The following is a 22,422-nucleotide window of genomic DNA, read 5'->3' as shown; positions in this document are numbered from 1 at the left end:
CGGTACCCATCAGGTGAACGGTGCCGCCGCATCCATACCTTGGGCGGCACGCCAGTAGTCTTCCCGGATCGGCTGGAAGACCTCGATGCACGTTGAGCCTTCGGGACCAGCGATCGACCCGTGCTCGACTCCACTCGGTATGAAATACCCGTCCCCAGCTCCTACTTCGTAGGTCTCGCCCTCAATGGTCAAGAGCTGGACACCCTGCGTGACGATGCCGATCTGCTCCTGCGGGTGGGTGTGACTGGGGGCGACAGCATTCGGCGCGAACTCCACCAGCGCAATCATCGAGCGCTCGCCGAAGATCGGTTGCCCGCATACTCCTGGAGCGGGGCAGTGCCGCTTCAGGTCCGCCATCTTGAAGACACGCCTGACAGCCATGTTGCTCCTGACCTCGTGTGAGTGATGTTTCGATGCCTTCTGCGGCCGGAGGCCTGAGGTGTCACCCATGCCACGTTCACGCATCACGGAGGAACATCGGAGCGTCAGGCCGACCGTAGGGCTACTGGGCGCGAACGGGGGGCGGGGGGAGGATGCGGCCGCGGAACCGTGGCCTTTGGCGTTCGTTTGGTGGCCGTGACGGGGCAGCTAGCAGCAGCTTTGTGTCTTGAGCCCTTGAGCCCGACGGCCGGAGACCATCCGCTGAGCGGTGAGGCCGCCCGATCCGGCTACGCGATCGACTCCGGGAATGCACGAGTGATGAAAGGGGAGAGCCGACTGTCTCTCCCCCTCTGTTGCATCTCGGCCGCAGAAGTCCGCATGACATCGGGGCTACGGCTACTCATGGCAATGGCTCCGCCAGCGCGGCACCCGCAGCCGTCGGACATGCGAGTGCGCGACGGCCGGGCCTCGCCTGCTTCCAACGGCTCACCACATGAGATGTTCCTCAAGCAGCCGGCGCAGAACCATCGTTTGGCACGGTCGTCCACGACCACGCCGGGCGATCACGGCTATCGGCAAGCTGCCGACAGGACGCGGATCACTCGCCCCTCAGCGCGGGCACGGGCTCGGGGTCCCAGAACCACATGTTCGGGTCGTGGGTCTTCCATCGGGGGTGCGCCCGATCGAAGGTGGCGATCTCGAGAGGAATACCGTTCGGGTCGTAGAAGTAGATCGACTCGACGAAGTGCTCGTCCTCACGCGTGATGATCTCTGTGACCTTGACGCCGCACTCCCGCAGATGGGCGTGGAACCAGACCATGTCGTCGTGGCTCTCCACGTCGAAGGCGAGGTGGTCCATCTTCCGGGGGAACTGCGGCCCGCGGGTGGTGTCCGGCCAGAGCCAGGAGCCCGACACGGCGGGTTCGGTGTCCTGCGGGGAGCCCTGAGCGCCCTCGATCTGGACGAGTGAGAGCAGCCCGCCGTTTCCCATGTCGAAGAAGTAGTTCTTCAACATGTTGAATCCACTCGGCGAAACGGGATAGTTCTCCTTGGTCCGTGTCCGTACGACCCTCAAGCCCAGCACGTCGCGGTAAAACCGGACGCTCTCATCCATGTCGTCCACGATGAGCTGCAGGTGATTGACCCCCTGCAGTCGCCCCGCTGCCGGACCGGCGCTGGTCACCAGCGCCGGAGAAGCCTCAGTAGACATCTCTTCTCCTCTCTCGAGACCCGCCCTGTCCTAGTCGGAACTCGACGGCCAACCGCTGTGTGTGCCAGAGGTGTGGCCGCGGCACGCGGAGGACTCACGGATCTATCCCGGTAGTTCATATAAATAGATTTCGTTTGAGAGTGTCAAGGTCCAGGGCGCAGCTCTCGCCTCGGCGGCGGTCGACGTGGAGTCTGCCTGGCCTGCGGCCGTGGCTGGGGTCCTCACTGGTTCGGTTCGGTGCGCTCATCGGCCGGCGGTCGCTCCAGCCGACCTGGGCATCCCACTCGCGGGGCTGGGGTGGCTCAACGGAGTAGTGACGCGAGCTGCCCTTCCTGGCAGGCAAGGGCGTCGGCTGCGCGACCTCTTGACACGACTTCGAGAAAACTATTTAGATGAATTGCATCCAGGGGTCGGTCAAGAGGCCCCTGAGGTTCTAGCCGGAAGGACGACGAGGCCGTGGGCAAGTACAGGGTCATCGACACCGACACCCATGTCATTGAGCCGCCGGACCTGTGGACGGAGCGTCTCCCCAAGTCGTGGGGGAACGACCGCCTGCATGTCCGCTGGGATGAGAAGGCACAGGCCGACCTGTGGTTCTTCGGCGACGAGCCGCTGAAGGCCGCATGGCAGTGGGCGAACTGGGGTTGGGAAGGCAAGGGCGAGGTCCACGACGGTTCGGGCCCGACTCGGCAGTCCGAGGCGCACCCCGCCACCTACGACCCGAAGGCACGTGTGGCCTTCATGGACGAGCAGGGCTTCGAGATGCAGGTCCTGTATCCGAACCTGGCCGGCTTCGACTGGAAGCCCTTCGTTCAGCACCCGAACCGGGAGCTCGCCGCCGCACACCTGAGCGCGTACAACGACTTCCAGCTCGAGTGGGTCCAGCAGTACCCGGGCCGCTTCATCCCGATGATGGTCGTGCCCTACTGGGATGTGAAGCGGACCGTCAAGGAGATCGAGCGGCTCGCCGACGCGGGCTTCGGTGGCATCGTCACCACAGGCGCCCCCCAGGAGCACGGCCAGCCTCCCCTCTCCAGCCGCAAGTGGGACCCCATCTGGAAGGCATGTGAGGAGGCCGGACTGTCCGTCAGCTTCCACACGGCCAGCGGTGACTTCCGGCAGCTGATGGACCGCCACGAAGACGACGAGCTCTCCGGCGGCGCCCTGGTGGTGCGCGACGGCCCCCACATTTACCTGGCCAACGCCAACCACGTCGCTGACCTGCTGATGTCCGGGATCATGGCACGGTTCCCGAACCTGCAGTTCGCCTCCGTGGAGAGCGGCATCGGATGGGCACCGTTCGTACTGGAGGCGCTGGACAAGCGTTTCGAGAAGAACGGCGTGCACAAGTCGAACCCCGAGTTCGGCGGCATGCTCCCGAGTGACTTCTTCAAGCGCCAGATGAACGTCAACTTCTGGTTTGAGGAGCTTGACGACTACCACATCGACAGGCTGTCGCTCCGACCGCTCCTGTTCGAGACTGACTTCCCGCACCCCACGGGCTTCCACCGCCCGACTCTCGAAGAGAACATCGAGCTGGTGTTCGGCAATCAGTCGGAGGAAGTCCGGCGGGCCATTCTGTGGGAGAACCCCGCCAGGCTGTACCGCAAGGCGCTCGAGAAGCAGGGTGTCCCGCTCGCACTCGACCTGCCGAGCGCAGCCTGAGGGTGAGCCCGAACCGGAGTGAGTAGCTGTTCCCCGGCACCACCTGGGCAAGGTGGTGCCGGGGAACAAGCCCGCACGCTGGGCGCGGGCGAAACCGCCTGTGACGATCCGCCAACGCCCGGGGTTGCACTGCTGGAAAAATCTATCGCTCCGCGCCCTGGCCGCTCGTGCGCTCTATCCCCACTCAATGACATGGTCAAGAAGGTACGGGAAATCCGTCTCGAGGATGCTGACGTACTCGCTGATATGCTCGCGCATCAGTGATTCAGCCCTGGCCGGATCACCCATTTTGATAGCTGCCTCGACATGCTCATGTGAGACAGCGAGGTCGGTGTCCACCTGCGGCGGAACCCGTTCGCCGTTGGAGATTTCCACGGAAATGTTGCGCAGTGCGTCGGCGAAGAACAGCAAGATGGGATCGCCTGTGAAACGAGCCACATGGAAATGGAACCCGACGTCGGTGAGTTCTGGGTCCCTCGACGATTCCCTGCCCCCCCATTGCCTGCCGGCTTTCACTTGCTCTGCCGCCACTCTGGCCATCATCGGTTCAAGCCGAAGTCTCGTGGTGAGTACGTCGCGGAAAGTGAGCCCGAGCAGATGGAAATACAAGGATGAGGCGGTCGCGAACTGATGACTGGCGACCGGATTAACCAATGCTCCGCCTCCGGGGCCGGGGCGGAGCGTGATTACCCCGTACATTTCGAGAACGCGGAGAGCTTCCCGGAGTGAGGGACGACTGACCCCATACCGCTTGAGCAGTTCTGCCTCGGAAGGCAGTCGATTCAGGCCTTCGGCGGTAATATCTCGGACGATTTGACCTGCGACCAGGCGCGCAGTCTTTCTTCCTACGACTCTCACGATAGGGATCCTGCCGTGTATGTGGCATCCATATTGCATACTCCGGTATCGCGGTGCGGCTGGTATTCAGTCCGGATGAAAGGGAACTGCATATTCCGGCCCCTGAAGGCCTTGACAGGTAGATAGTCTATCCATTCAGATGAATTTGTCGAACCGCCGGCCGGTTGTACACCGGGGCAGCGCGGCCCCCAGCCGGGGTTGCCGGGAGGTCAACGCTCATGGATGACGCGAGCACCGGGTCGAACCACACCCAACCAGCCAATCCCGTCCAGGGCGGGAAGCGCGGCGCCCAGGTGGTGTCGATCGACTGCCTGCGCCAGCTCAAGGAACGCAAGCGTCTCGTTCTGGAGCTGCGAGCGCCCCGGGAACGGATCTTGGTCCTATGGTCTCGACGTGGCCCTTATGCGGTCGAGAGTCACTGTCCACACCGCCTTCTCCCGCTCGATGATGCGGAGATCTCCGGTGGAGAACTCACATGCCGGGCGCACGGGTGGTCCTTCTCTCTGGAAACCGGTGAGTGCACAAACCCGCCTTCTCGTGGTGCGGCGCTTCGCCGCTATCCAGTGTGGGTGGCTGACGGCCTCCTTTGCTTGGACCGCATGTAGTGGCTGCGCCAGCCCTGTCCGGAGGGGCCGGCAGAGGGTGGCGGCATGCTCCGCCGCCCTCACCTTCGCAGGGCCCGACCCTGGCAGGGCCCCATGCCGCTCTCACCCCTGCCAGCAGTTCGCATTGACGGACGCACCCCTTCGGTGAGCTCTCCGGCAGCGCCGGAGGTCGGGAATTCACAAGATCAATCACCTTGAAGGAAGGGGCCCATCCATGCATCTGCGCGAGAACAGGCTGAAGAAGATACTGGAGCGCGGAGCCACCGCCCTAGGCTGCAGCTTCAATGAAGCCCGGGACGCGGGGATGGTGTACGCCATGGCGGCCGCGGGCGCGGACTCTGTGTTCATCGATCTCGAGCACAACCCGCACAACCTAGAAACGGTCAGTGACCTGATCGCACACGCCCACGCCGCGGGTATCACGCCGATCGTCCGCCCGCCGCAGGTCGACTATGCATGGATCACTCGCCTCTTGGACTGCGGCTGTCAGTCACTGCTGATCCCGCGCCTGCGTAGGCCGGCTGAGGTCGAGCAACTTCTGGAACTGTCGCTGTACCATCCCCGTGGCCGCCGCGGGGTGGCTGTGGTCGGTGGTGCCGGCGTCAACTACCAAGAAGTCACGGACGTTCCCGCAGCCACAGCCTGGGCCAACGATCAGATGCTGCTGGCTTTGGTTGTGGAGACGCCTGAGGCAGTGGAGAACCTGGACGGCATGCTCATGCCCGGCATCGGCCTGGTCGTGATGGGCTATCAGGATCTTGCGCAGGGCTACGGAGTGTTGGGTAACCGGGATCACCCGCTGATCGCGGACGCCGAGGCCGAAGTCAGAACCCGCTGCTTGGAACGTGGTATCGCCTTTGGGACCTTCCAGCCAGACCTGGAGAAAATCAGTGAGGAAGTCTCCAAGGGTGCCCAGCTGATCGTGCACGGTGGCGTATTCGCCTTCATACGTCGTGGAGTAAGAGAGGCCGCTGCTGTCGTTCACGGAGGACCAAGCGAGTAGGCACGACGGCGCTACTGCCCACGTGTCGGCTTTCTTTGTCGAGCAATTTTTGGCTGCAGGTCGGCTTCGGTGGGTGATGGAGCAGCGCCGGCAATCCGGGCCGCAAGCTTCTGCAAGAGTTGACGGGTAATCCTCTGAGTGTCATCCGCTTCCTTGCAGCTTTGCGAGCGGCCCTGGCGGGTCGCCTTGCGTACATGAAGTCGGCGTGACGAATATATTGCGGAGTTGGGTCGTCTGGGCTACGTTCCCGCCCATGGGTGACCCAGCTTGGCTCAGTTACGATGAACTTAGAGTTTTCCGAGCCTTCAACCGAGCCTCCAGGGCGCTGATGGCTCAAGTCGAACGCGATATGCAGCACGACATTGGGCTTCCGTACACCTACATCGAAGTCCTCTGGCGTCTGAGGCGGGCTCCGGGACGCGCGCTCCGAATGAGCGACTTGGCTGATGCAACCGAGTCCAAGGCAAGCCGCATCACCCATGCCGTCGGGCGGCTAGAGGCTGCTGGTCTTGTGCGGCGTGAGGTGTCGCTGGAAGACCGGCGTGGATGGCTCGCAATCCTGACCGACGAGGGGATGCAGACGGCGGAGCATGCGGCACCGTGCTTTGCGGAGAGTGTCCGCAGGCACTTCCTGAACGTTCTCCCGCCCTTGATGCGTGACCAGCTCACGAATATCGGCGAAATGCTCCTCATACATGTCAACGCGGCGGCGCCTGTCGATGCCGACAGCGGATCTTGAGTAGCTGGGTGGGAAGATGCCTCTGAGCCCGACGTTGGGGTCTTCCACGCCTTCTGCGGACGTCATCCTTGCGCCGATCGCCATGCAGCACCGAGAGGCGCGGCCGTTTGCTTGATAGACGATTCCCGGCTCGCGCTGCTGGCTGACCACACTCTCAAGGGGTCGGGAACTGCGGTCGCGGCGACGGGCGACAAGACGGCGAGTGCCCCGTGTGGACCGTGTGACACGTCTCCAGGCGTCATGAACACTCCCACCGATTCCCACGGCCGGCAGGCACAGAGTATGGACATGCTGTTCCATCAAGGGGCCCGCCACTGGTGGACGCGGTGCGGGAGGCGAGGGCCTTGGCCACTCACGAGGCGGGTCCTCCACCAAGCTCCGCCTGAGCGCGGACGGCCGCTGCCGGCCGCCCTCCCTGGTTGTAACACCAGGTCAGCGGGCCGGACTGCACACAGGTCAAGTCGGTGCATGAGAAGTTTCCGCGTCCCGCGGACGGGCCGGCCAGGCCCCGCAGGAAACCCGACAGCCTCACCGCAGGCAAGGCGCACTGCAACGGTCCATGCCACGAGTACCTGTGGTGCTGGGGCATCCGAGACTGTGGCCAGACCGAGTTGTGACCGACGATGGCTACGCTGATTCCGCGCATACCTGAGGCGAGGCGGCACGAAGGCAACGATCCCCGGGTGAGTCGACCAACTCGCGGTCCGGGCACGACGCCGCGAACGTTGGTGCGGCTTCGACAAGACCGTTTACCGGTGCCGCACGGTCGTCGAGCGATGCTTCCACTGCCTCAAGCCATGACGTGCCATCGCCACCTGTCGGCGCACGCAGGTCTCTCCAGCCTGGTAGAGAGACAGCCCCAGCGATACCTCCATCACCCTGGCTGGCACACTCATCTGGCTCACCTCACGGTCGACAAGAGGTGCCTTAGCAGTCGGCTAGCTAGCCCTGGAGGTTCGGAGTTCGACGGGTGGGCGCCGTCGTCGCGGGGCGGAATCCGTCGATTGTCTGCTCTCCGACCACCGTCACCCGCAGCGGCGCCCGGAAGGACAGCAGGCCCAGCATGGGCCGCTCCCCGTCTTCCTCGGCCAGCCGTACCTGCGGCAGCCTACGAGCCGCGGCCCGCAGGGCCACCGCCGCCTCGGTACGCGCCAACGACGCTCCTGGACAGCGGTGGCGGCCCGCGCCGAACGCCAGGTGGTGGCGGACGTTCGGCCGGTGTGGGCACATGCTGTCCGGTTCGGCGAAGACCTCCGGGTCCGAGCCGCTGCCCAGAAGCATGAGCAGCAATGGTGCGCCGGCGGGCAGCTTCGCCCCGCCGAGTTCCACCTGTCGCGCCGTGACCCGCCGCCAGGTGGTGACCGGCGGCTCGCGCCGCAGGACCTCCTCGACCCAGGCCCCCGCCAGGCCCGTCTGCTGAGCGAGGTTCGGCCACAGCCCGGGATGGGCGAGAGCCTGGCGGAGCACGGTGGCGATGAGCTGTCCGGTGGTCGACTGTCCGGCGATCAGGACGAAGAAGCACACGCTGACCGTCGTCCCGTGATCCAACGGTGTCCCGTCAGGGAGACGATGCCGTGCGAGTGCGCCCACGAAGGAGCCCGAGGCTGCCGCTCCGCCCGACACCGTCGCGCTCAGCCACTGGTGGAACTCACCGACCAGCTCCGCCAGTTCCAGCTGCCGGTCCGGGTTCGGCCGGCCCCAGAACAGCTCCAACGAGGCGTCGCTCCAGCGGATCAGGGTGGCTGGATCGACGTCCTCGATGCCCAGCAGCTCCATCAGCACCCGGCAGGGAAGGACCTGGGCGAACGTCGTGAACAGGTCGCCTTCACCTTCGGCGTCGATGTGCGCACTCGTCACGGCGAGCAGCTCGTCGGCGATGCGCTCGATCACCGGCACAGCCGCTGCGACGCACCGGGCGTTGAAGAACCGGGTGACCACCCTGCGCAGACCTGAGTGGCTGGGCGCGCCGTTGTTGGCGAGCGCCGGCGGGAGCTGGAAGCCCGCCCGGGCGAGCACCCGCAGCACCGCCATGGGCAGCCGGGTGACGGCCTGCTGAGCATTATCCGGTCGGAAGGCGGCCGGGTCGAGCAGCACACGGCGGATGTCCCAGTGCCGGCTGATCAACCACAGTCCGGTCCTGGGGTCGTAGTGCACGGGGGCCTGGGCGCGCAGCGCGTCCAGCCAGGGGTAGGGGTCGCGGATGAAGCCGTCGCCGAACAGATTGAGCAGAGCGAGTGGGTCGGGGGCGTCCGGCGGTACGGGTCCGGTCGTGGGGCCGCACGGGCCTGCGGTGCGGACTCCGGTACCGGGCGCAGGCGCCTCCAGGGCCGGTCTGGTCACCCGCGGACGCTAACACGCGACCGCCCTTGCCACCGCGGGCATGTGCGCGGCATCACCAGGATCGTCGGAAGGCCACGTGCCGAGGACGGGCGAGACCCGGGCGTGGAACGACGAGCATCAGCCCAGGGATGAACGGTACTTCAAGCAAGTGGAATTCGGCCTTCGGATCGATGGCCTGGCGCCGGCATGCGCGAGGTCGGTGTCACCGTCCGGCAGGCAGAGAAGCGGCAGCGGGTGTCCGGCGGTGGCCAGGACCACTCCGGTCGCGGGCGAAGTCGAGGTGGGCGTAGAGACAGCTCATGAGCGGGGCCGAGATCGTCGATGGCTCGGCGGGAGTGGGAAAGTACACGATCAGGAACCATGCCTCTGGCCGTGTTGGCGTGGATCTCGGTACGTACCTGCCCCATCAGGGCGACGGCCAAGTTGTGGTCCGGAGGGTCAAAGGCGGCGATGTCACGGCGTGGTGCCTTCGCCCTTGCCGTTCGCCTCCGTGAGCGCCCCTGGTTCAAGATGGGCGAGTACGGTCTCGCCGATAACGGTGAGCTGGTCGCGCATCTCCGCAGTGAGCGGGCCGAGGACATGCTCTCGAACGCTGCGCGCGTACACGGGCGCGGCCTGCTCCACCCGCTCCAGCCCCTCCTCGGTCAGCACCGCCAGCCAGCCGCGCCGGTCGCCTTCGGGTACTTCCCGGCGTACCAGGCCAGCCTTCTCAAGGCGGCCGACGGCATGTGTGATCCGGCTTGCTTTGGAGTGCGTGATCTCCGCCAGCCGACTCATCCGCAAGGACTGGCCGGGGGCTCGACGCAGGCGCCAGAGGATGTCGAAGTAGCTGCGTGGCAGGCCCACTTCGTTCTCCAGGTCGGTGTCAAGGCAGGCCGTCACCGCCTCCCAGGTTCTGTTGAAGGCGCGGAAGACCCGTAGCTCCTCAGGGCTGAGCCATTCGTATTCGTCGTCCCTTGTCACTGTTACGACAGTACACGATTGTCCAGTGCTGTAATAAATCGGGAGAGGTGGATTCGGTGCAGGTGTCCAAGAGCTGAGCAAGAGGCGCTCCGACCCCCGGGTCGGGCTGGACCGCTGTTGTCCCGTTGAAGTCCATCGGTCCTCATGAAGTGGACCGTCGTCGCGGGCGACGCCGTTGACCTCTTGGCTGAAAACTATTTAAATGAACAGCAGATACTGCCCAGCCTACAGCGCTGATGTCCGGCGGTCCTGCCCGTGTCGGTTGAGTCGGGCGATCCCCTTGTTCAACGGTCTGCGCCTGAGCGGCGAGAGGCCATGTCCAGACATCAGTCAGCCTCAAGTCCCCCGGAAAAGCAGCAGGGAGCGGTGTGGACACCTCGGCCACAGATTTCGGCATCTTGATCGTGCGGGTCACCCTTGGGGGGATGCTCGTCATTCATGCACTCAACAAGATCCTTGGACCTGGCGGTCTGACCGGCACGGCCAACTGGTTCGCATCGATCGGCCTCCACCCTGGGCGGCTCCATGCCTATCTGGCGACCACCACAGAGCTGGGAGCTGGGCTCTTGATGTGCGCCGGCCTCTTGCAGCCGCTGACCTCTGCGGGTTTCGTCGGGCTCATGGCTGTTGCCGCGTTCACCGACCATCGTGGCAAGGGCTTCTTCGTCTTCAAGGGTGGATGGGAATACGTCGCCGTTGTGGGGCTGACGGCGACGGCCGTAGCGTCCACCGGACCTGGGCGATGGTCGCTAGACCACGTCCTGGGGGTAGCCTTCCACGGTATCCCCTGGGCGATCGGATCGGCCGTTGTCGGCCTGACGGGCGCGTGCGTTGTTATCGTCGCGGCGCGACGCCCTGACCGGCCTGCGGCTGAACAACCCGTGACCTGATCATAGGGAACCGAGGCTCCCGTCGGCGCCGGGACGGTACGCACCTGACATGCGACATGCGCGTTGGCCCCGCCCGGTGAACTCCCACAGGCTGCGCGGAGCAATGTGCGTCGAGACGGCGGAGTCAACTCCCCGGGCAGAACGCCGGTTTCTGCGATAAGCAATGGTTGGACCCGGATGTCCGTCGGGCTGCGGTCGTGGACCCCGATTCCCGACGGCCGTCGGCCCCGTGCCGCCGGCAGCATGTGCCTAATCACCGGCCCACCCCGCGTCACTGTCAGGCCAGAGGCGACTGACTGCGCCGCCTCATCGGCGACCCGCCCCTCTGGCGGGCCGACTGAGGGGCGGCCGCGGCCGTGACAGCCGGATGGGGGTGTCGGAGTCGGGCCTGCCGGCCTGGCACCTGGCTCTCCGACTCCCAAAACGTGGGCGACAGAGGGTTGACGCAAACTATTTAGATAGTTTAGATGGACTACGGTCTGGGTCTTCCGGCGTAGGCCCCGCCTGCGAGAAGCGGCGAGGCGCAACGCCAGAGGCGACGGCTCATATCCGAGATCCCGAAAGATCGATCGTCTTAGGGACGGGCCCCTAGGAGTCGAAATGCATGACGTCGTAATTGTCGATGCAGTCCGGTCGCCACTCGCGCAAGTTCACCGCCGCGGCAGAGGAGCCGGTAATCACGTCGGTGGCCTGCTTGCGCAGACCACAGCAGGTCTTCTGCGGAGGGTACGGCTCGAGCCTGCGGCCATCGGCGGAACGTTCGGTGCAGGCGCTAGCCTCAAGCAGCTCCGATCGGATCTCTGCCGGTCCCTTTCCGAGATACGCGACGACGCTATCGTCTACCAGAGCGGATCCAGCATGGAGGCGGCACAGTCTGCGTTGCAGTGGATACAGGAGGACCCTGGAGCGGTTGCGCTCGTCGTAAGCGTCAACGATATCGATGCACGCAATTCGCGTGCCGATGGTGCAATGCTCTCCGGTGAAATTCAGCGCGGACTTGCGGCTGAGCTCGTCGCTGCTCGCTGGAAGCTGTCACGCGACGACCTCGACGAGTATGCGGCACGCTCATGTGAGAGATCCTATGAGTGCGCCATCGCCGGTGACTACGCCCCGGAAATCGTCCCGATTGTCGTTCCTGCAGACGAAAGGACAGTGGAAATCGTTACGGGCGACGAGTTGCGCAGTGGAGCAGGTCTTGCTGACCTCGAGCCGGCCTTCCACGACACGACTCTCGGCTTGCAGCATCCCGAGGTCCGCTGGTCCGTGACCACCGGAAACTCGGCGGCTCCTGCGGCTGGAGCCTGCGCGATGCTCATGATGAGCTCGCGGCGGGCAAGGGAGCTCCGGCTACGCCCACGGGCTCACCTCCGCGCCCTGACTGCAGCTCCGGAAGACTCCATACTCGGGGTGGCGGGACCGCCTGTTACGGCGACGAAAGCGGCGCTCCAGTCGTATGCGGGATCAGTGGATCAGATCGACCACTTTGAGATACCGGAGACCTACGCGTCTACCGTGCTGGCCTGGCAGGCCGAGTTCAAGGTGATGCCCGATCTGCTGAACCCGAGGGGCGGGGCGCTGGCAATGGGCCGCCTCGCAGCGGCAGACGGCATGCGTGCCCTGGTTTCCATGCTCGGCGCGCTCGAAGCGACCGGAGGCGCGCGCGGGCTGCTTGTTGGTTCGGAGGGAAGAAGCGTCTCCCGTGCCATGGTGGTGGAGCGCTGCTGAAGTCGACGGACTATGAATTTCCGAACATGCACTATTCGGAAATTTTGTCGCGCGAAAGATCAGTGCCGAATTGCGCTCTTCTAATTCAGTACTGAAGCTTTACGGATTGGTTAATTCGGTCGCGTAGCAGTTTCAGCTCAATGGTCGCGTCAATTGCGAGATGTCTTGACGCCTGTCGGGTAAACCATTTCAATGTTTTCCCGGGCGTGCCGGAGGATCGCAAAGCGACTCTGCCTCAGTGCACTCCTGTAGCCGCACACCCATTTCGGCATTCGGGCGCCGGTCTGACGCGGCATAATGTTCCTACGTGCACTGGAGGACGCCGATGAGCTCCCCATCTCCAACCAGCCGGCGCGGCCGAGCCGGACTCGTACTCGCAGTCGTTCTCTGCGCTGTCGGGGCCTATAAGGGGCTCGAATCGATGGTGTCGCCCGCATTGCCCCTCATGCGGGAGCAACTCGGCGTCTCCAGGGCAGAGATCGCCTGGGCGGTCAGTGGTGTGCTGCTGTCCGGTGCGGTCGCTACGCCCGTGATCGGTCGCCTGGCCGACATCTGGGACAAGCGGAAAGTGCTGCTTGGCGTTCTGGCGGTTGTTTGCATCGGGACGGTAATCTCCGCGCTCTCGGTCTCGGTTCTCATGCTCACACTGGGACAGGTTCTTCAAGGAGTCGGGCTCGGTACGGTTCCGCTCGCTGTGGGAATCATGCGGCAGACGCAGTCGGAGCGACGTGTGAAGTCCGGTAACGGAATCATGGTGGGGACGATCTTCTTCTGCACTGCTGTAGCGATGGTCGCCTCCGGCGTGGTCGCGGATCACCTGCACTACGGCTGGCTGTTCTGGTTCCCGTTCATGATCCTTGTGGTGGGTCTCATCGTTACTTGGCACGTCGTCCCGTCCTGTCCGCCGCCAGGCAGTGGGCGCAGCCGCCGGGTCGATCTACCCGGTGCTGCACTTCTTGGCGGCGGACTGGCCATGCTCCTGTACGGCATCACCATGGCCGCGACTTGGGGCTGGATCTCGACGGGCTTCCTGTCGCTGGTGGGTGTCTCGTGCCTGCTGGTCGCCCTCTTCATAGTCGTTGAGCTGCGGACGACCGAGCCACTTGTTGATATTCGGATCCTGACCAGTCGCTCGGTTATCACCGCCAGCTGTTTCATGGTGGTCTCTGGATTCAGCATGAACGTCCTGTTCGTTGCCATCCCGATGCAGGTCCAGGAGCCGATCTCCACTGGCTACGGGCTCGGTGCCACCGGAACGATCACTGGTTTCATCTTGCTTCCGGGGATCCTCATCGGGACAGCCGCACCGGTGGCCAGCTGGTTGGATCGAACCATCGGGCAGCGTGCGACCGCGGTCTTCGGACCGATGTGCAGCGCCACGGGCTTCCTGATCATGCTGGGATCGGCCGGCAGCCTGCCCATGGTTCTGATCGCGCTGGTCGTGGGCGGGTTCGGTACTGCTGCGACCATCACCCAGGCGATGAACATCGTGGTGTCGTCGGTGCCGTCTGAGCGCGTCGGTGCGTTCAGCGGTCTCGCCTTCGTGATCAAGGCAGTCGGAGGAACGCTTGGCGCCCAGCTCACGGCGAGCATTCTTGCGACCGACTCGGACGGCGCGAACGCCGTTCCTTCCTGGGGCGCGTTCAAGACCATCTTCTTCGTGGGCGCTGCGGTCTGCCTGACTGTCACCCTGTGCGGGCTCAGGCTCCTGAAGAGGGGAAGCGGTCAGCCCGCCCAGGGTGAGGGCGCTGAACCGGGGAGCGGCGAGCTCACGGGGCGCACGAGTTCCGCTTGACCATGCACAGTCTGGCGTCGGGCGACTCACCAAGTGGAGCCTCTCCATTTGGTGAGTCGCCTTTACTGGCTTCGGAAGCGTGTGTCGTTGGGCTGACGTGTGTGATCATCTCGGTATGTCTTCTTTGCGAGGTATCCGCAGGGCGGCGGGCTGACGCCAGAACTGCAGGCGTGTCATGAGCGGACCGGATGGAAGGCCGCCGAACGCTTCAACGTCGGCATGGCTGGAGCCGCCAGGTCCCGGCGCGCGACAAGCGGTGGTGCAGGATGACGCCGCTGTGGCCGGGTGGGTGAAGGAGATCTTCCCCTGCACGTGGAACACCGCGGCGGCGCTCCACGCTTACCTCGTCTTCGAGAACGGCCAGATTCTCGATGACGCCGCCCACCGCTCGTACCTGGTCCCGTCGCGGCGTCATCCCAGTCATCACAGTGAGGCGACGCTCCCGGTGCCGGATCTCGATGGACCCATGCCTGCCGGACCCCGGCGAGCGATCGCGGTTCATCTGCCGGCCAATGAGCCACCCGGATCACAGGGCGACCACGCGACAGTGGACACCACGAGATTGGATCTTGAGTCCGAGCTGGTGCGCTCGTCAGGCCGTCCGGTCTCGCAGATGGCGGGTGAGCTCGGCGTGAACCACGAGCGCTGCGGCAGTGGGTGAAGACCGCGGAGAGGCCGCCTGTTCCGAGGCGGTGGCCGATTCAGCGAAGGACGCCGAGATTGCCGCGCTGCGCAAGCAGGTCCGCGAGCTGTAGATCGAACGCGCCATCCTGCGCCGGGGGCCAAGTATTTTGCGGGACAGACCAGCTGATGCGCCGCTTCCAGTTCGTCGCCGACCACCGTCACGCCTTCGGCATGAAGCGGCTGTGCACCGTTTTGAACCTGGCGAGGTCCGGGTTCTATCGCTGGTTGAAGACCGCGCCGGCCAGGCCGCAGAGAAGGCCGCCGACGCGGCCCTCACCCGGCGAATACGCACGATCCATGCCGCGTCCGGGAAGACGTACGGGGCCAAGCGGATCACAGTCGAACTCCGTGAGAGCGGTCTGCTCGTCAATCGCAAGCGCATCGAGCAGCTGATGCGCCAGCACGCACCACCGGCCGGAGGCTGCGGAAGAGACATCGCACGACGATCCCGGCTCCGGGCCGTCAGGCGGTGCCGGACCTGCTGCAGTTCCTCTGCTTGGCCACGGTCATCGACGTGCACTCTCGGCGTCTGCTGGGCTGGTCGATGGCCGACCACATGCGCACCCAGCTCGACACCGACGCCCTGGACGCGGCCGTCTGCATCCGCGGCGGCCAGGTGAACGGCGTAGTCGTCCACAGCGATCACGGAGACCAGTACAGCTTGAAGGCGTTCGCCGGTGCCTGCCGCACCGCCGGGATCCGGCGGTCTGTGGGACCGTCGGCTCGAGCGCGGACAGCGCGGCCGAGTCGTTCTTCGCCTCGCTCAAACGGGAAATCCTGGCCATCGCTGCATGACAACCCGTGTCCACGACCAAGGTGGAAGCCGCCGTTGTGCAGCCCACCTACGAGGTTGCCTGGCTGGAGGAGACCGAGAACACCGGCCTGCCGCACCACGGCGGTGAGCTCCAGCCGGGCGTAGGGCACTTGTTCCTCCCCGCCGCTGGCAGAAGCGTATTGACCTAGACTCTCTAATCTATTTAAATGAATAGCCAACGGGTCCCGTCCGGAGGCGCCCGCCTCAGCGGGCTTGGACGGTGGTCTCTCGACCACCTGCTTGGAACGACACACCCCGGTGCCGCGTGAGCGATCAGCTCCCGCGGCAGTAGGGCGATCGCGGCATTCCCGCGGCCGGTTTCCGTCAAGCCTCCTCGGAGGAGCCGCCAAGCGGGCGGCGTCCAGAAGGCATGGCAGACGCGGCTTCCCTTCTGTCTGCGGAAGGTCGGAGGCGCAAGCCGCACCGACAAGAAAGAGGAGAAGCCAGTGAGCACCGTGCTGCCCTTCCTGCACATGCGATCACCCGCCATCGACCTGGTCAATGCCGAACGCGCAGCCCAGGCCTTCATCCACGCGCTCGGCGTCGACACGGGGTCGGAAAGCACCAGAAGGACGGCAGAGCGAATGGCCCGCGCCTATGCAGAGCTGTTCACGCCGAGGCCATTCGACTTGACGACCTTTCCGAACGACGAGAGATACGACGAATTGGTCCTCGCGAAGGCGATTCCCGTTCGGTCCGTGTGCGAACATCACCTGCTTCCGTTCCGCGGCGTCGCACACGTGGGCTACCTGCCCGGCGACCGGATCCTCGGGCTATCGAAGCTGGCCCGCGTGGTGGAGTACTTCGCGTGCCAGCCCCAGGTACAGGAGCGGCTCACCAAGCAGATAGCCGACTGGTTGCACGAACAGCTCTCGCCGAAGGGTGTCGGCGTGGTCATCGAGGCCGAGCACAGCTGCATGACGCTTCGCGGCGTCCAGGCGCTCGGCTCCGCCACCGTCACCTCGACGCTCCTGGGCCTGCTGCGCGACGACTCGCGTTCGAGGCAGGAGTTCTTCGCGCTGTCCGGATCCACACGCTAGCAACCCACGACTACCAGTTCGCTCAGCCGCAGGCGGCAGGATCTCCCGCTCAGTGGAGGAACTTGCCTGCGCAGCAATGAGAAGGAGGAGGAAGGCGATGCTCACCGTTGGGGACCAGTTTCCGGAGTACAGCCTGACCGCGTGCGTCAGCGCTGAGGATGCGGATCCATTCGCGCAGGTCGACGACAAGATACATCGAGACAAGTGGCGCGTGGTGTTCTTCTGGCCGAAGGACTTTACCTTCGTGTGCCCGACCGAGATCGCGGCGTTCGGAAAACTGAACGAGGAGTTCACTGACCGCGACGCCCAGATCATCGGTGTCTCCGGCGACTCGGAGTTCGTCCACCATGCCTGGCGCAATGATCACCCGGACCTGCGCGACCTGCCCTTCCCGATGCTCGCCGACCCCAAGCACGAGTTGATGCGGAGTTGCGGCGTGGAGGGCGAGGACGGCTACGCCCTGCGAGCCGTCTTCATCGTGGACCCCGGCAACGAGATCCAGTTTGCCATGGTGACTGCCGGCTCCGTCGGCCGTAACCCCAGCGAGGTCCTGCGGGTCCTCGATGCCGTACAAACCGGTGAGCTGTGCCCCTGCAGCTGGAACAGGGGCGAGCCGACACTCGAATCCGCGTCGGCTGCTGGGTGACGGGCGTCACCCGTCGGTCCAGGCCCGGCTGAAGGAACCGCACCAGCGTCCCATCGGGGCAGGAGCAGCCGGCACCTCTAGTGTCGACTTCCCTGTGTCGGGGCGCTGGGCGGTGGCAGCGCCCCGGTGCAGTTCGTGGCCATCCGCGCCGCCCACGCGTGCTGGCGCGATATGCCAGACATAATCCGGACAATTCCAACCAGATCTCCGGCTCAATATCACCCCGTTGGGCGGTCCCCGGTTCGATGCTGAGGGGACTCCGAGCAAGCCCTGGCGCCGCCGCCGGAAGACAGTAGTTACGGGTTCCGTCGCAGTCGGGCTAAGATGGTATTCGTGAGAGTAGTGGGGAAAAAGACGGCGCGGCTAGTCGCGGGCCAAATCGTGCGCTATATCACCATGGAGGGGTTGGATCGCCTACCGCCCGAGAGCGAGTTGCTGCAACAGTACGGGGTTAGCCGGCCTTCGCTCCGTGAAGCGCTTCGCATTCTGGAGATGTACGGCGTTATTTCGTTGCGACCCGGTCCTGGAGGAGGCGCGGTCGTCAATCCGGTGGCCAGTTATCAGTTTGCCACAGCTTCTTCTCTGTACTTTCATCTCCTTGGCCTCACTATGCGGGATTTGGTGGCCACAAGGATTCAACTGGAACCGCTCATGGCGCGTATCGCAGCCGAGCGCGTCAAATCGGGCATTCCTTGGGATGCTCAGGACCCGCCGAAAACGAGGTCCCCGCAGCCCACCAGTACAAATTTCCATTTCGCCGTCGCGAAATTCGCGGGCGATCCCATTCTGCTGCTTTTCGCCGATGCTCTCCGTGATATCTCCGTCGAGATTTCCAACGGCGAGCATACGCCGCAGGGAGTCCGCGGTGACCTGTCGATTACGCACGCTGAAATCGAGTCGGCCATCGTGTCCGGCGACCCCGCTGAAGCGGAGAAACTCATGCGAGCGCATATCGAGGAGTATCTGCATCTTCTTGACGAGCATTCTCCTTATCTGCTCAATCAGGTCATCGACTGGGGATAGGGGCTGCTGGCCTCCCGCACATCAGAAATGCGGGACATGGAACCCGGCGCAAGCGTCCGACCCCCCCCGGCTGATACGGCACCGGCTCGCGAACCGTATTTCCGCTCACCGGCCGACATCGCGCCTCTGCCGATCCCCAGCCCATCGCCCGGTGCGCAGTAGGGAGGAGGCAGTGTCCCGGTGCTCTCGGTCTGCCCTCGGTGATCCTGCCGCCCCAACTCGGTAGTGCGGGCGTGCGGGATGGCGCCCAGCCCCCAGCCCAGGACGCGTCGATCAACTGTCGGCCGGCGGGCACAGTATCGAGGCGGGCTTTCACCGCTTCGATACTTGGCGGCCAGCAAGCATGTACTGCGCCTGATCGGAGGCGTCGACTCAGCCCCAGGACAGGGTGTCGGCAGGGAAGACGATGAGCCCGCCGGAGCAACTTTTGGCCGGTAGAGCCAGCTACGCACGTGGCTGAGCCGCCGCCGATGCGAGCGTGGTGAGCCAGTCGTCCACTGTCGACAGGGTCGCGTGCATGGGGATGATGCGGTTCATCAGGTACTGGTGGTCCTCCTCATGTACGTCGGCGCAGCCGTCGACGAGGACGGTGACCTGGTAGTCGCGGTCGGCCGCGTCGCGCACTGTCGACAGCACCACCCCAGACGTGCAGACGCCGGCAAGGACGAGGGCGTTGATGTGCATCGACCGCAGGACAATCTCCAGGTCGGTCCCGAAGAAGGCGCTCACTCGGCGTTTGGTGACGACGATATCGTCGCTTGACGGTTTGAGTTCCGGGCAGATCTCTGAGCTCAGGTCACCTTCGCCGAAGGGGTAGTTGTGCGCCACTTGATGGATGAGGCGGTTACTCTTCGTTACCTCGGGTGAGCCGGGGCGAAAAGCGGTGCGGGTGAAGATCGTGGGCACTCCCGAAATCCGTGCCTCATTCGCGAGGTGCTGAACCTTCTGTAGGAGGTCCGGACTTCCCCCGAAGGCCGGCACGACGGCCGGTATGAAGTCGAGCAGCAGAAGTGCCGTGGAAGGGGACTTCTCCAGCATTCGGCTTTCCTTTCGTGCCTGTCAGTGACTTGACTCGAACTCGATGCCATCTGCGCCCTTGGCGCCTGCGCGCGTGGGGATGCTCACAACACTAGGCTCGTGCGTTCCTGCTGACGAGCGGGCCACTCGACGGCGGTCAGGGATGCATCGTGAGATCCTTCGGCGCCCCGTGTCCTGGAGCGGCAGGCGATGCCCTGACGTGCAATGGCGCCTACTTCGCCGCGAGCGTGCTTCCGCCATCAACGATTATTACCGCCCCCGTGACATAACTGGCTTGGTCGCCGGCAAGCCAAACGCCGAGGTTTATGACATCGGCGGGATCGCCCATCCGGCCAAGAGGAATATTGGATTTCAGGGACTCCATCGCTGCGGCTGGATCAGGAGAAGCGTCCACATAGCTCCATGCCATCTGAGTGTCAATAACGCCCGGGCAAATTGCGTTGACACGTATGTCAGGGGCGAGTTCGTAGGCGGCCGCCTTTGTCAGGTGCAGCAGCGCGGCTTTGGTCACACCATAGTGCATCTGTGTAGGGTAGACGCGAATTCCGCCTATCGAGGAGACGTTACAGATGGAGGCACCCGTGCGCCCTTTCATGAGAGGAACGAACGCTCGGGTGACAAGGAACGGAGCGGTCAGATTCACCCTGATTGCTCGCTGCCACTCCTCATCGGTGGTCTCATGAATAGGCTTTACCATCATCACGCCCGCGTTGTTGTAGACACTGTCGATGTGGCCCCGCGTAATTCGCACATGGTTGGCTAGGGCATCGACTTGGGTGCTTGACCCTAGGTCGGCCTGATGGAACTCGAAGTCAAATCCGGCGGATACGAGTTCGTCGGTGAACTTCGCTGCGCCTTCCTGAGTGATGTCCGTACCGACTACCGCTGCACCTTCTTCGCAGAACCGTCGGCATGCGGTGCGCCCCTGGTCGCCGAGGGCGCCGGTGATCAGCGCGGTTTTGCCGGCGAGTGCTCCCATTTCTAATTCTCCCGTTCATCAGGGCTATCAGTAACTGCATCGGGAGCATTGTGCTCACCAGTTGGATACGATGCGGCCGACCGAATGCCTGTGCCCAGCTGCTTTTCGGTGGAGCGACGCCTGCAGGAGCGGCCGTCCGCAGGTCCATCACCGTAGTGAAATCAGTGAATGGTTTACGCAGGGTTGTCGACCCCTCGTTGAGTTTCGAGGGCCGCATCGGCGGACGTGCCTGGGTCACCGTGCGTAAGGGGGCTACGGCGTGGTGGGAATGGCAAACCGGCGGATCTTTCCGACACTGGTGCGAGGCAGCTCGTCGATGAAGTGCCATTCGCGGGGGCGAGCCTGAGGCGGGAGCTGACGCTCTGCCCAAGAAACCAGGGCGTCCAGCGCCGGCGGCTCGTCCTTCCGGCGGGGAACGACGTAGGCGACGGGGACCTGGTCGCGGATGGGGTCCGGGCGTGAGACGACCGCTGCTTCCAGCACGCCGGGCGCTTGAGACACGGTGGCCTCGATCTCGGTGAGGCTGACGTTCTCCCCAGCGACCTTGATGACGTCGTCAGCGCGCCCGACGAACCGCAGGGCTCCTGACGGCGTCGCGACTGCCAGGTCACCAGTCTTGAACCAGAGCTGAGCGTCGATGGTGATGAACGAGCGGCCCGTCGTGATGGGGTCGTCGAGGTACTCGCTGAAGAGGTCGCCACCTCGGGTTCCGGCTACGGCAATCATTCCGATCTCGCCAGGCGCGACATCGTCCTCAGTCACGGGATCGATGAGCCGGACGCGGCGCCCCTCCACTGCTCGGCCGATCAGGTCATAGGTGGGCGGCTCGCTGTCGTCCGCCGTGACGATGGAGACGGTTTCCGTCATTCCGTACAGCTGCCGCGGGTGGCAGCCCGCGAGTTCGCTGAACGCCCGGTGGTGCTCGGCTCCGAGGCTCTGCGCGAACCACACGTGCTGAAGGCTCACGGGTTCAGTATCGGGCGCCGTTCGGGCCAGGATCATGCGGATGGGGGCAGCGAACAGACTGGCATGCGTGGCGCTGAGGTCTCGGGCCTGGCGCACCCACTGGCTGGCGGAGAACCGTGCGGTCAGTGCAACGCTGGCACCGACGGCGATGGCCGGGGCGAAGCAGTAGTACTGAGCGTTGGCATGGAACAGCGGCAACGTTACGAGCCAACGGTGGTGGGGCTGGAGGCCCACGCACGCGGACATCACCTGGGCGACGTGCGCGTAGTTGCGCTGGGTGAGCACCACTCCCTTGGGCTGAGACGTCGTACCCGAAGTGAACATGACGGCGAGGCGGTCTGTGGCTGCCGGGGTGACCTGCGCCGACGGAGTGGTTCCGACGGCGAGCAGGGGAGAGTCGTCGAGGTCGGCGTGCGTCTCACGAAGCGCGACGAACTCGACATCACCACCGGCACCGTCGGCGTAGACATCCCTGCGCGCCTCGGCGCAGATCCCGATGGCAGGTCGCACGCGGGAGATCTGGTTGGAAATGTCGCGGACCGTGGACGCGGGATCGACGGGCACTATCCAGGCGCCGATCCGGGAGGCGGCGAGCCACAACGCGATGAACGCGGGGCAGTTGCGCAGGCAGACATGTATTGCGTCGTTCCTGCGGACGCCCCTGCTCTTGAGAAAGGCGGCGGTCCCAGCGACGACACGGTCGAATTCCGCGTACGTCCACTGCGCCGTGTGGCCGTCTTCCTCCTGGAAGAGAAGGAACGTGGACTCGCTGTGAGCCGTCACTGACTCGCGCCAGAGCTCGGCGAAGGTTTGGGCAACGTTGATGCCATCGGTCACCGGACACCGTCCGCTACTGTCGGAGCGGTGCGGGTCGTCCCCCATGAACTGACGCAGGCCTGGATTGGGCAGGATGCGCTGGCCGAGTCGGCGCCCGCGACCATCGTGGTCTCCCCATCGAGTTGTCGGGACATCGCACATCGCTCCTCTTCCCACGTGGGCTCGTCTCCGAGTCCGTGCGCACGCGCACTGCTTGAACGGCTTCTCGCCACGGCTGAGCT

General features: G+C 64.6%; 20 protein-coding genes and 1 pseudogene. 13 read left to right on the top strand and 8 right to left on the bottom strand.

Going from position 1 to position 22,422, the window contains the following annotated elements:
• Window positions 1-9 precede the first annotated feature (9 nt).
• Both IE260_RS33760 and IE260_RS33755 read right to left on the bottom strand, forming a co-directional pair.
• Window positions 10-381, bottom strand: a complete 372-nt coding sequence (locus tag IE260_RS33760; RefSeq protein WP_189878886.1) for a cupin domain-containing protein — start codon at window positions 379-381, stop codon at window positions 10-12.
• A 598-nt stretch (window positions 382-979) separates the two neighbouring features.
• The gene (locus IE260_RS33755) at window positions 980-1,591 is read right to left on the bottom strand and encodes a VOC family protein (RefSeq protein WP_189878884.1); all 612 of its coding nucleotides are present in this window, start codon (window positions 1,589-1,591) and stop codon (window positions 980-982) included.
• 456 nt (window positions 1,592-2,047) lie between these two features.
• Between IE260_RS33755 and IE260_RS33750 the strand changes: the two genes are divergently transcribed.
• Window positions 2,048-3,256, top strand: a complete 1,209-nt coding sequence (locus IE260_RS33750) for an amidohydrolase family protein (protein WP_189878882.1) — start codon at window positions 2,048-2,050, stop codon at window positions 3,254-3,256.
• 174 nt (window positions 3,257-3,430) lie between these two features.
• Here IE260_RS33750 and IE260_RS33745 read toward each other — a convergent pair whose 3' ends face one another.
• A complete protein-coding gene (locus IE260_RS33745) occupies window positions 3,431-4,114 on the bottom strand; it encodes a FadR/GntR family transcriptional regulator (protein WP_229881552.1) in 684 nt (227 codons plus the stop codon).
• A 218-nt stretch (window positions 4,115-4,332) separates the two neighbouring features.
• Between IE260_RS33745 and IE260_RS43220 the strand changes: the two genes are divergently transcribed.
• The 3 genes from IE260_RS43220 (at window position 4,333) to IE260_RS33730 (ending at window position 6,461) form a co-directional block, all read left to right on the top strand.
• Window positions 4,333-4,719: a Rieske (2Fe-2S) protein gene (locus IE260_RS43220; RefSeq protein WP_189878879.1), complete on the top strand. Its 387-nt coding sequence runs from the start codon at window positions 4,333-4,335 to the stop codon at window positions 4,717-4,719.
• 214 nt (window positions 4,720-4,933) lie between these two features.
• On the top strand, window positions 4,934-5,722 hold the full coding sequence (locus IE260_RS33735; RefSeq protein ID WP_189878877.1) for an HpcH/HpaI aldolase family protein: 789 nt from the start codon (window positions 4,934-4,936) through the stop codon (window positions 5,720-5,722).
• Window positions 5,723-5,975: 253 nt separating this feature from the next.
• Window positions 5,976-6,461, top strand: a complete 486-nt coding sequence (locus tag IE260_RS33730) for a MarR family winged helix-turn-helix transcriptional regulator (protein ID WP_189878875.1) — start codon at window positions 5,976-5,978, stop codon at window positions 6,459-6,461.
• Between the two features lie 942 nt (window positions 6,462-7,403).
• Here the strand turns inward: IE260_RS33730 and IE260_RS33725 are convergent.
• On the bottom strand, window positions 7,404-8,801 hold the full coding sequence (locus tag IE260_RS33725; RefSeq protein ID WP_189878873.1) for a cytochrome P450: 1,398 nt from the start codon (window positions 8,799-8,801) through the stop codon (window positions 7,404-7,406).
• A gap of 453 nt (window positions 8,802-9,254) precedes the next feature.
• Complete coding sequence (locus tag IE260_RS33720) at window positions 9,255-9,764, bottom strand: MarR family winged helix-turn-helix transcriptional regulator (protein WP_189878871.1); 510 nt, start codon at window positions 9,762-9,764, stop codon at window positions 9,255-9,257.
• Window positions 9,765-10,132: 368 nt separating this feature from the next.
• Between IE260_RS33720 and IE260_RS33715 the strand changes: the two genes are divergently transcribed.
• The 9 genes and pseudogenes from IE260_RS33715 to IE260_RS33680 all read left to right on the top strand — a co-directional run bounded on the left by IE260_RS33715 (window position 10,133) and on the right by IE260_RS33680 (window position 18,381).
• Entirely contained in the window at window positions 10,133-10,654 is a 522-nt protein-coding gene (locus IE260_RS33715; RefSeq protein WP_229881549.1) for a DoxX family protein, read from the top strand.
• Between the two features lie 600 nt (window positions 10,655-11,254).
• Window positions 11,255-12,379, top strand: a complete 1,125-nt coding sequence (locus tag IE260_RS33710) for a thiolase family protein (RefSeq protein WP_189878869.1) — start codon at window positions 11,255-11,257, stop codon at window positions 12,377-12,379.
• A 421-nt stretch (window positions 12,380-12,800) separates the two neighbouring features.
• Window positions 12,801-14,174 carry an MFS transporter gene (locus tag IE260_RS33705; RefSeq protein ID WP_189878867.1) on the top strand — a complete coding sequence of 458 codons (1,374 nt, stop codon included), beginning with the start codon at window positions 12,801-12,803 and terminating at the stop codon, window positions 14,172-14,174.
• Between the two features lie 175 nt (window positions 14,175-14,349).
• Window positions 14,350-14,835, top strand: a complete 486-nt coding sequence (locus IE260_RS33700) for a hypothetical protein (RefSeq protein ID WP_189878865.1) — start codon at window positions 14,350-14,352, stop codon at window positions 14,833-14,835.
• A 205-nt stretch (window positions 14,836-15,040) separates the two neighbouring features.
• A pseudogene (locus IE260_RS43215) lies at window positions 15,041-15,250 on the top strand (IS3 family transposase); the annotation flags it as partial.
• A gap of 77 nt (window positions 15,251-15,327) precedes the next feature.
• Window positions 15,328-15,777 (top strand): DDE-type integrase/transposase/recombinase, encoded by a 450-nt coding sequence (locus IE260_RS43210; protein WP_373303440.1) that lies wholly within the window; start codon window positions 15,328-15,330, stop codon window positions 15,775-15,777.
• Window positions 15,778-16,145: 368 nt separating this feature from the next.
• Entirely contained in the window at window positions 16,146-16,712 is a 567-nt protein-coding gene (folE, locus tag IE260_RS33690; protein WP_189878998.1) for a GTP cyclohydrolase I, read from the top strand.
• Between the two features lie 97 nt (window positions 16,713-16,809).
• Window positions 16,810-17,358 (top strand): peroxiredoxin, encoded by a 549-nt coding sequence (locus tag IE260_RS33685; RefSeq protein WP_189878996.1) that lies wholly within the window; start codon window positions 16,810-16,812, stop codon window positions 17,356-17,358.
• Between the two features lie 333 nt (window positions 17,359-17,691).
• Window positions 17,692-18,381 (top strand): FadR/GntR family transcriptional regulator, encoded by a 690-nt coding sequence (locus IE260_RS33680; protein WP_229881546.1) that lies wholly within the window; start codon window positions 17,692-17,694, stop codon window positions 18,379-18,381.
• A gap of 444 nt (window positions 18,382-18,825) precedes the next feature.
• On the opposite strand, the gene IE260_RS33675 is transcribed toward IE260_RS33680, so the two are convergent.
• The 3 genes from IE260_RS33675 to IE260_RS33665 all read right to left on the bottom strand — a co-directional run bounded on the left by IE260_RS33675 (window position 18,826) and on the right by IE260_RS33665 (window position 22,201).
• Window positions 18,826-19,419, bottom strand: coding sequence for a cysteine hydrolase family protein (locus IE260_RS33675; RefSeq protein ID WP_189878859.1), 594 nt, complete (start codon window positions 19,417-19,419; stop codon window positions 18,826-18,828).
• A 211-nt stretch (window positions 19,420-19,630) separates the two neighbouring features.
• Entirely contained in the window at window positions 19,631-20,398 is a 768-nt protein-coding gene (locus IE260_RS33670; RefSeq protein ID WP_189878857.1) for an SDR family NAD(P)-dependent oxidoreductase, read from the bottom strand.
• Between the two features lie 252 nt (window positions 20,399-20,650).
• A complete protein-coding gene (locus IE260_RS33665; protein ID WP_229881543.1) occupies window positions 20,651-22,201 on the bottom strand; it encodes a class I adenylate-forming enzyme family protein in 1,551 nt (516 codons plus the stop codon).
• Window positions 22,202-22,422: the final 221 nt, after the last annotated feature.

It is taken from the genome of Streptomyces viridiviolaceus (assembly GCF_014650995.1).
In the GTDB taxonomy this organism is placed as follows: domain Bacteria; phylum Actinomycetota; class Actinomycetes; order Streptomycetales; family Streptomycetaceae; genus Streptomyces; species Streptomyces viridiviolaceus.
The sequence above is the reverse complement of the archived record's forward strand: the minus strand, read 5'-3'. Positions and strand labels throughout refer to the sequence as shown.

Coding starts and splice junctions, on each gene's coding strand:
- IE260_RS33760 (WP_189878886.1), bottom strand. CDS start 381: ATGGCTGTCAGGCGTGTCTTCAAGATGGCGGACCTGAAGCGGCACTGC.
- IE260_RS33755 (WP_189878884.1), bottom strand. CDS start 1,591: ATGTCTACTGAGGCTTCTCCGGCGCTGGTGACCAGCGCCGGTCCGGCA.
- IE260_RS43220 (WP_189878879.1), top strand. CDS start 4,333: ATGGATGACGCGAGCACCGGGTCGAACCACACCCAACCAGCCAATCCC.
- IE260_RS33735 (WP_189878877.1), top strand. CDS start 4,934: ATGCATCTGCGCGAGAACAGGCTGAAGAAGATACTGGAGCGCGGAGCC.
- IE260_RS33730 (WP_189878875.1), top strand. CDS start 5,976: ATGGGTGACCCAGCTTGGCTCAGTTACGATGAACTTAGAGTTTTCCGA.
- IE260_RS33710 (WP_189878869.1), top strand. CDS start 11,255: ATGCATGACGTCGTAATTGTCGATGCAGTCCGGTCGCCACTCGCGCAA.
- IE260_RS33705 (WP_189878867.1), top strand. CDS start 12,801: ATGGTGTCGCCCGCATTGCCCCTCATGCGGGAGCAACTCGGCGTCTCC.
- IE260_RS33700 (WP_189878865.1), top strand. CDS start 14,350: ATGAGCGGACCGGATGGAAGGCCGCCGAACGCTTCAACGTCGGCATGG.
- folE (WP_189878998.1), top strand. CDS start 16,146: ATGCGATCACCCGCCATCGACCTGGTCAATGCCGAACGCGCAGCCCAG.
- IE260_RS33685 (WP_189878996.1), top strand. CDS start 16,810: ATGCTCACCGTTGGGGACCAGTTTCCGGAGTACAGCCTGACCGCGTGC.
- IE260_RS33675 (WP_189878859.1), bottom strand. CDS start 19,419: ATGCTGGAGAAGTCCCCTTCCACGGCACTTCTGCTGCTCGACTTCATA.
- IE260_RS33670 (WP_189878857.1), bottom strand. CDS start 20,398: ATGGGAGCACTCGCCGGCAAAACCGCGCTGATCACCGGCGCCCTCGGC.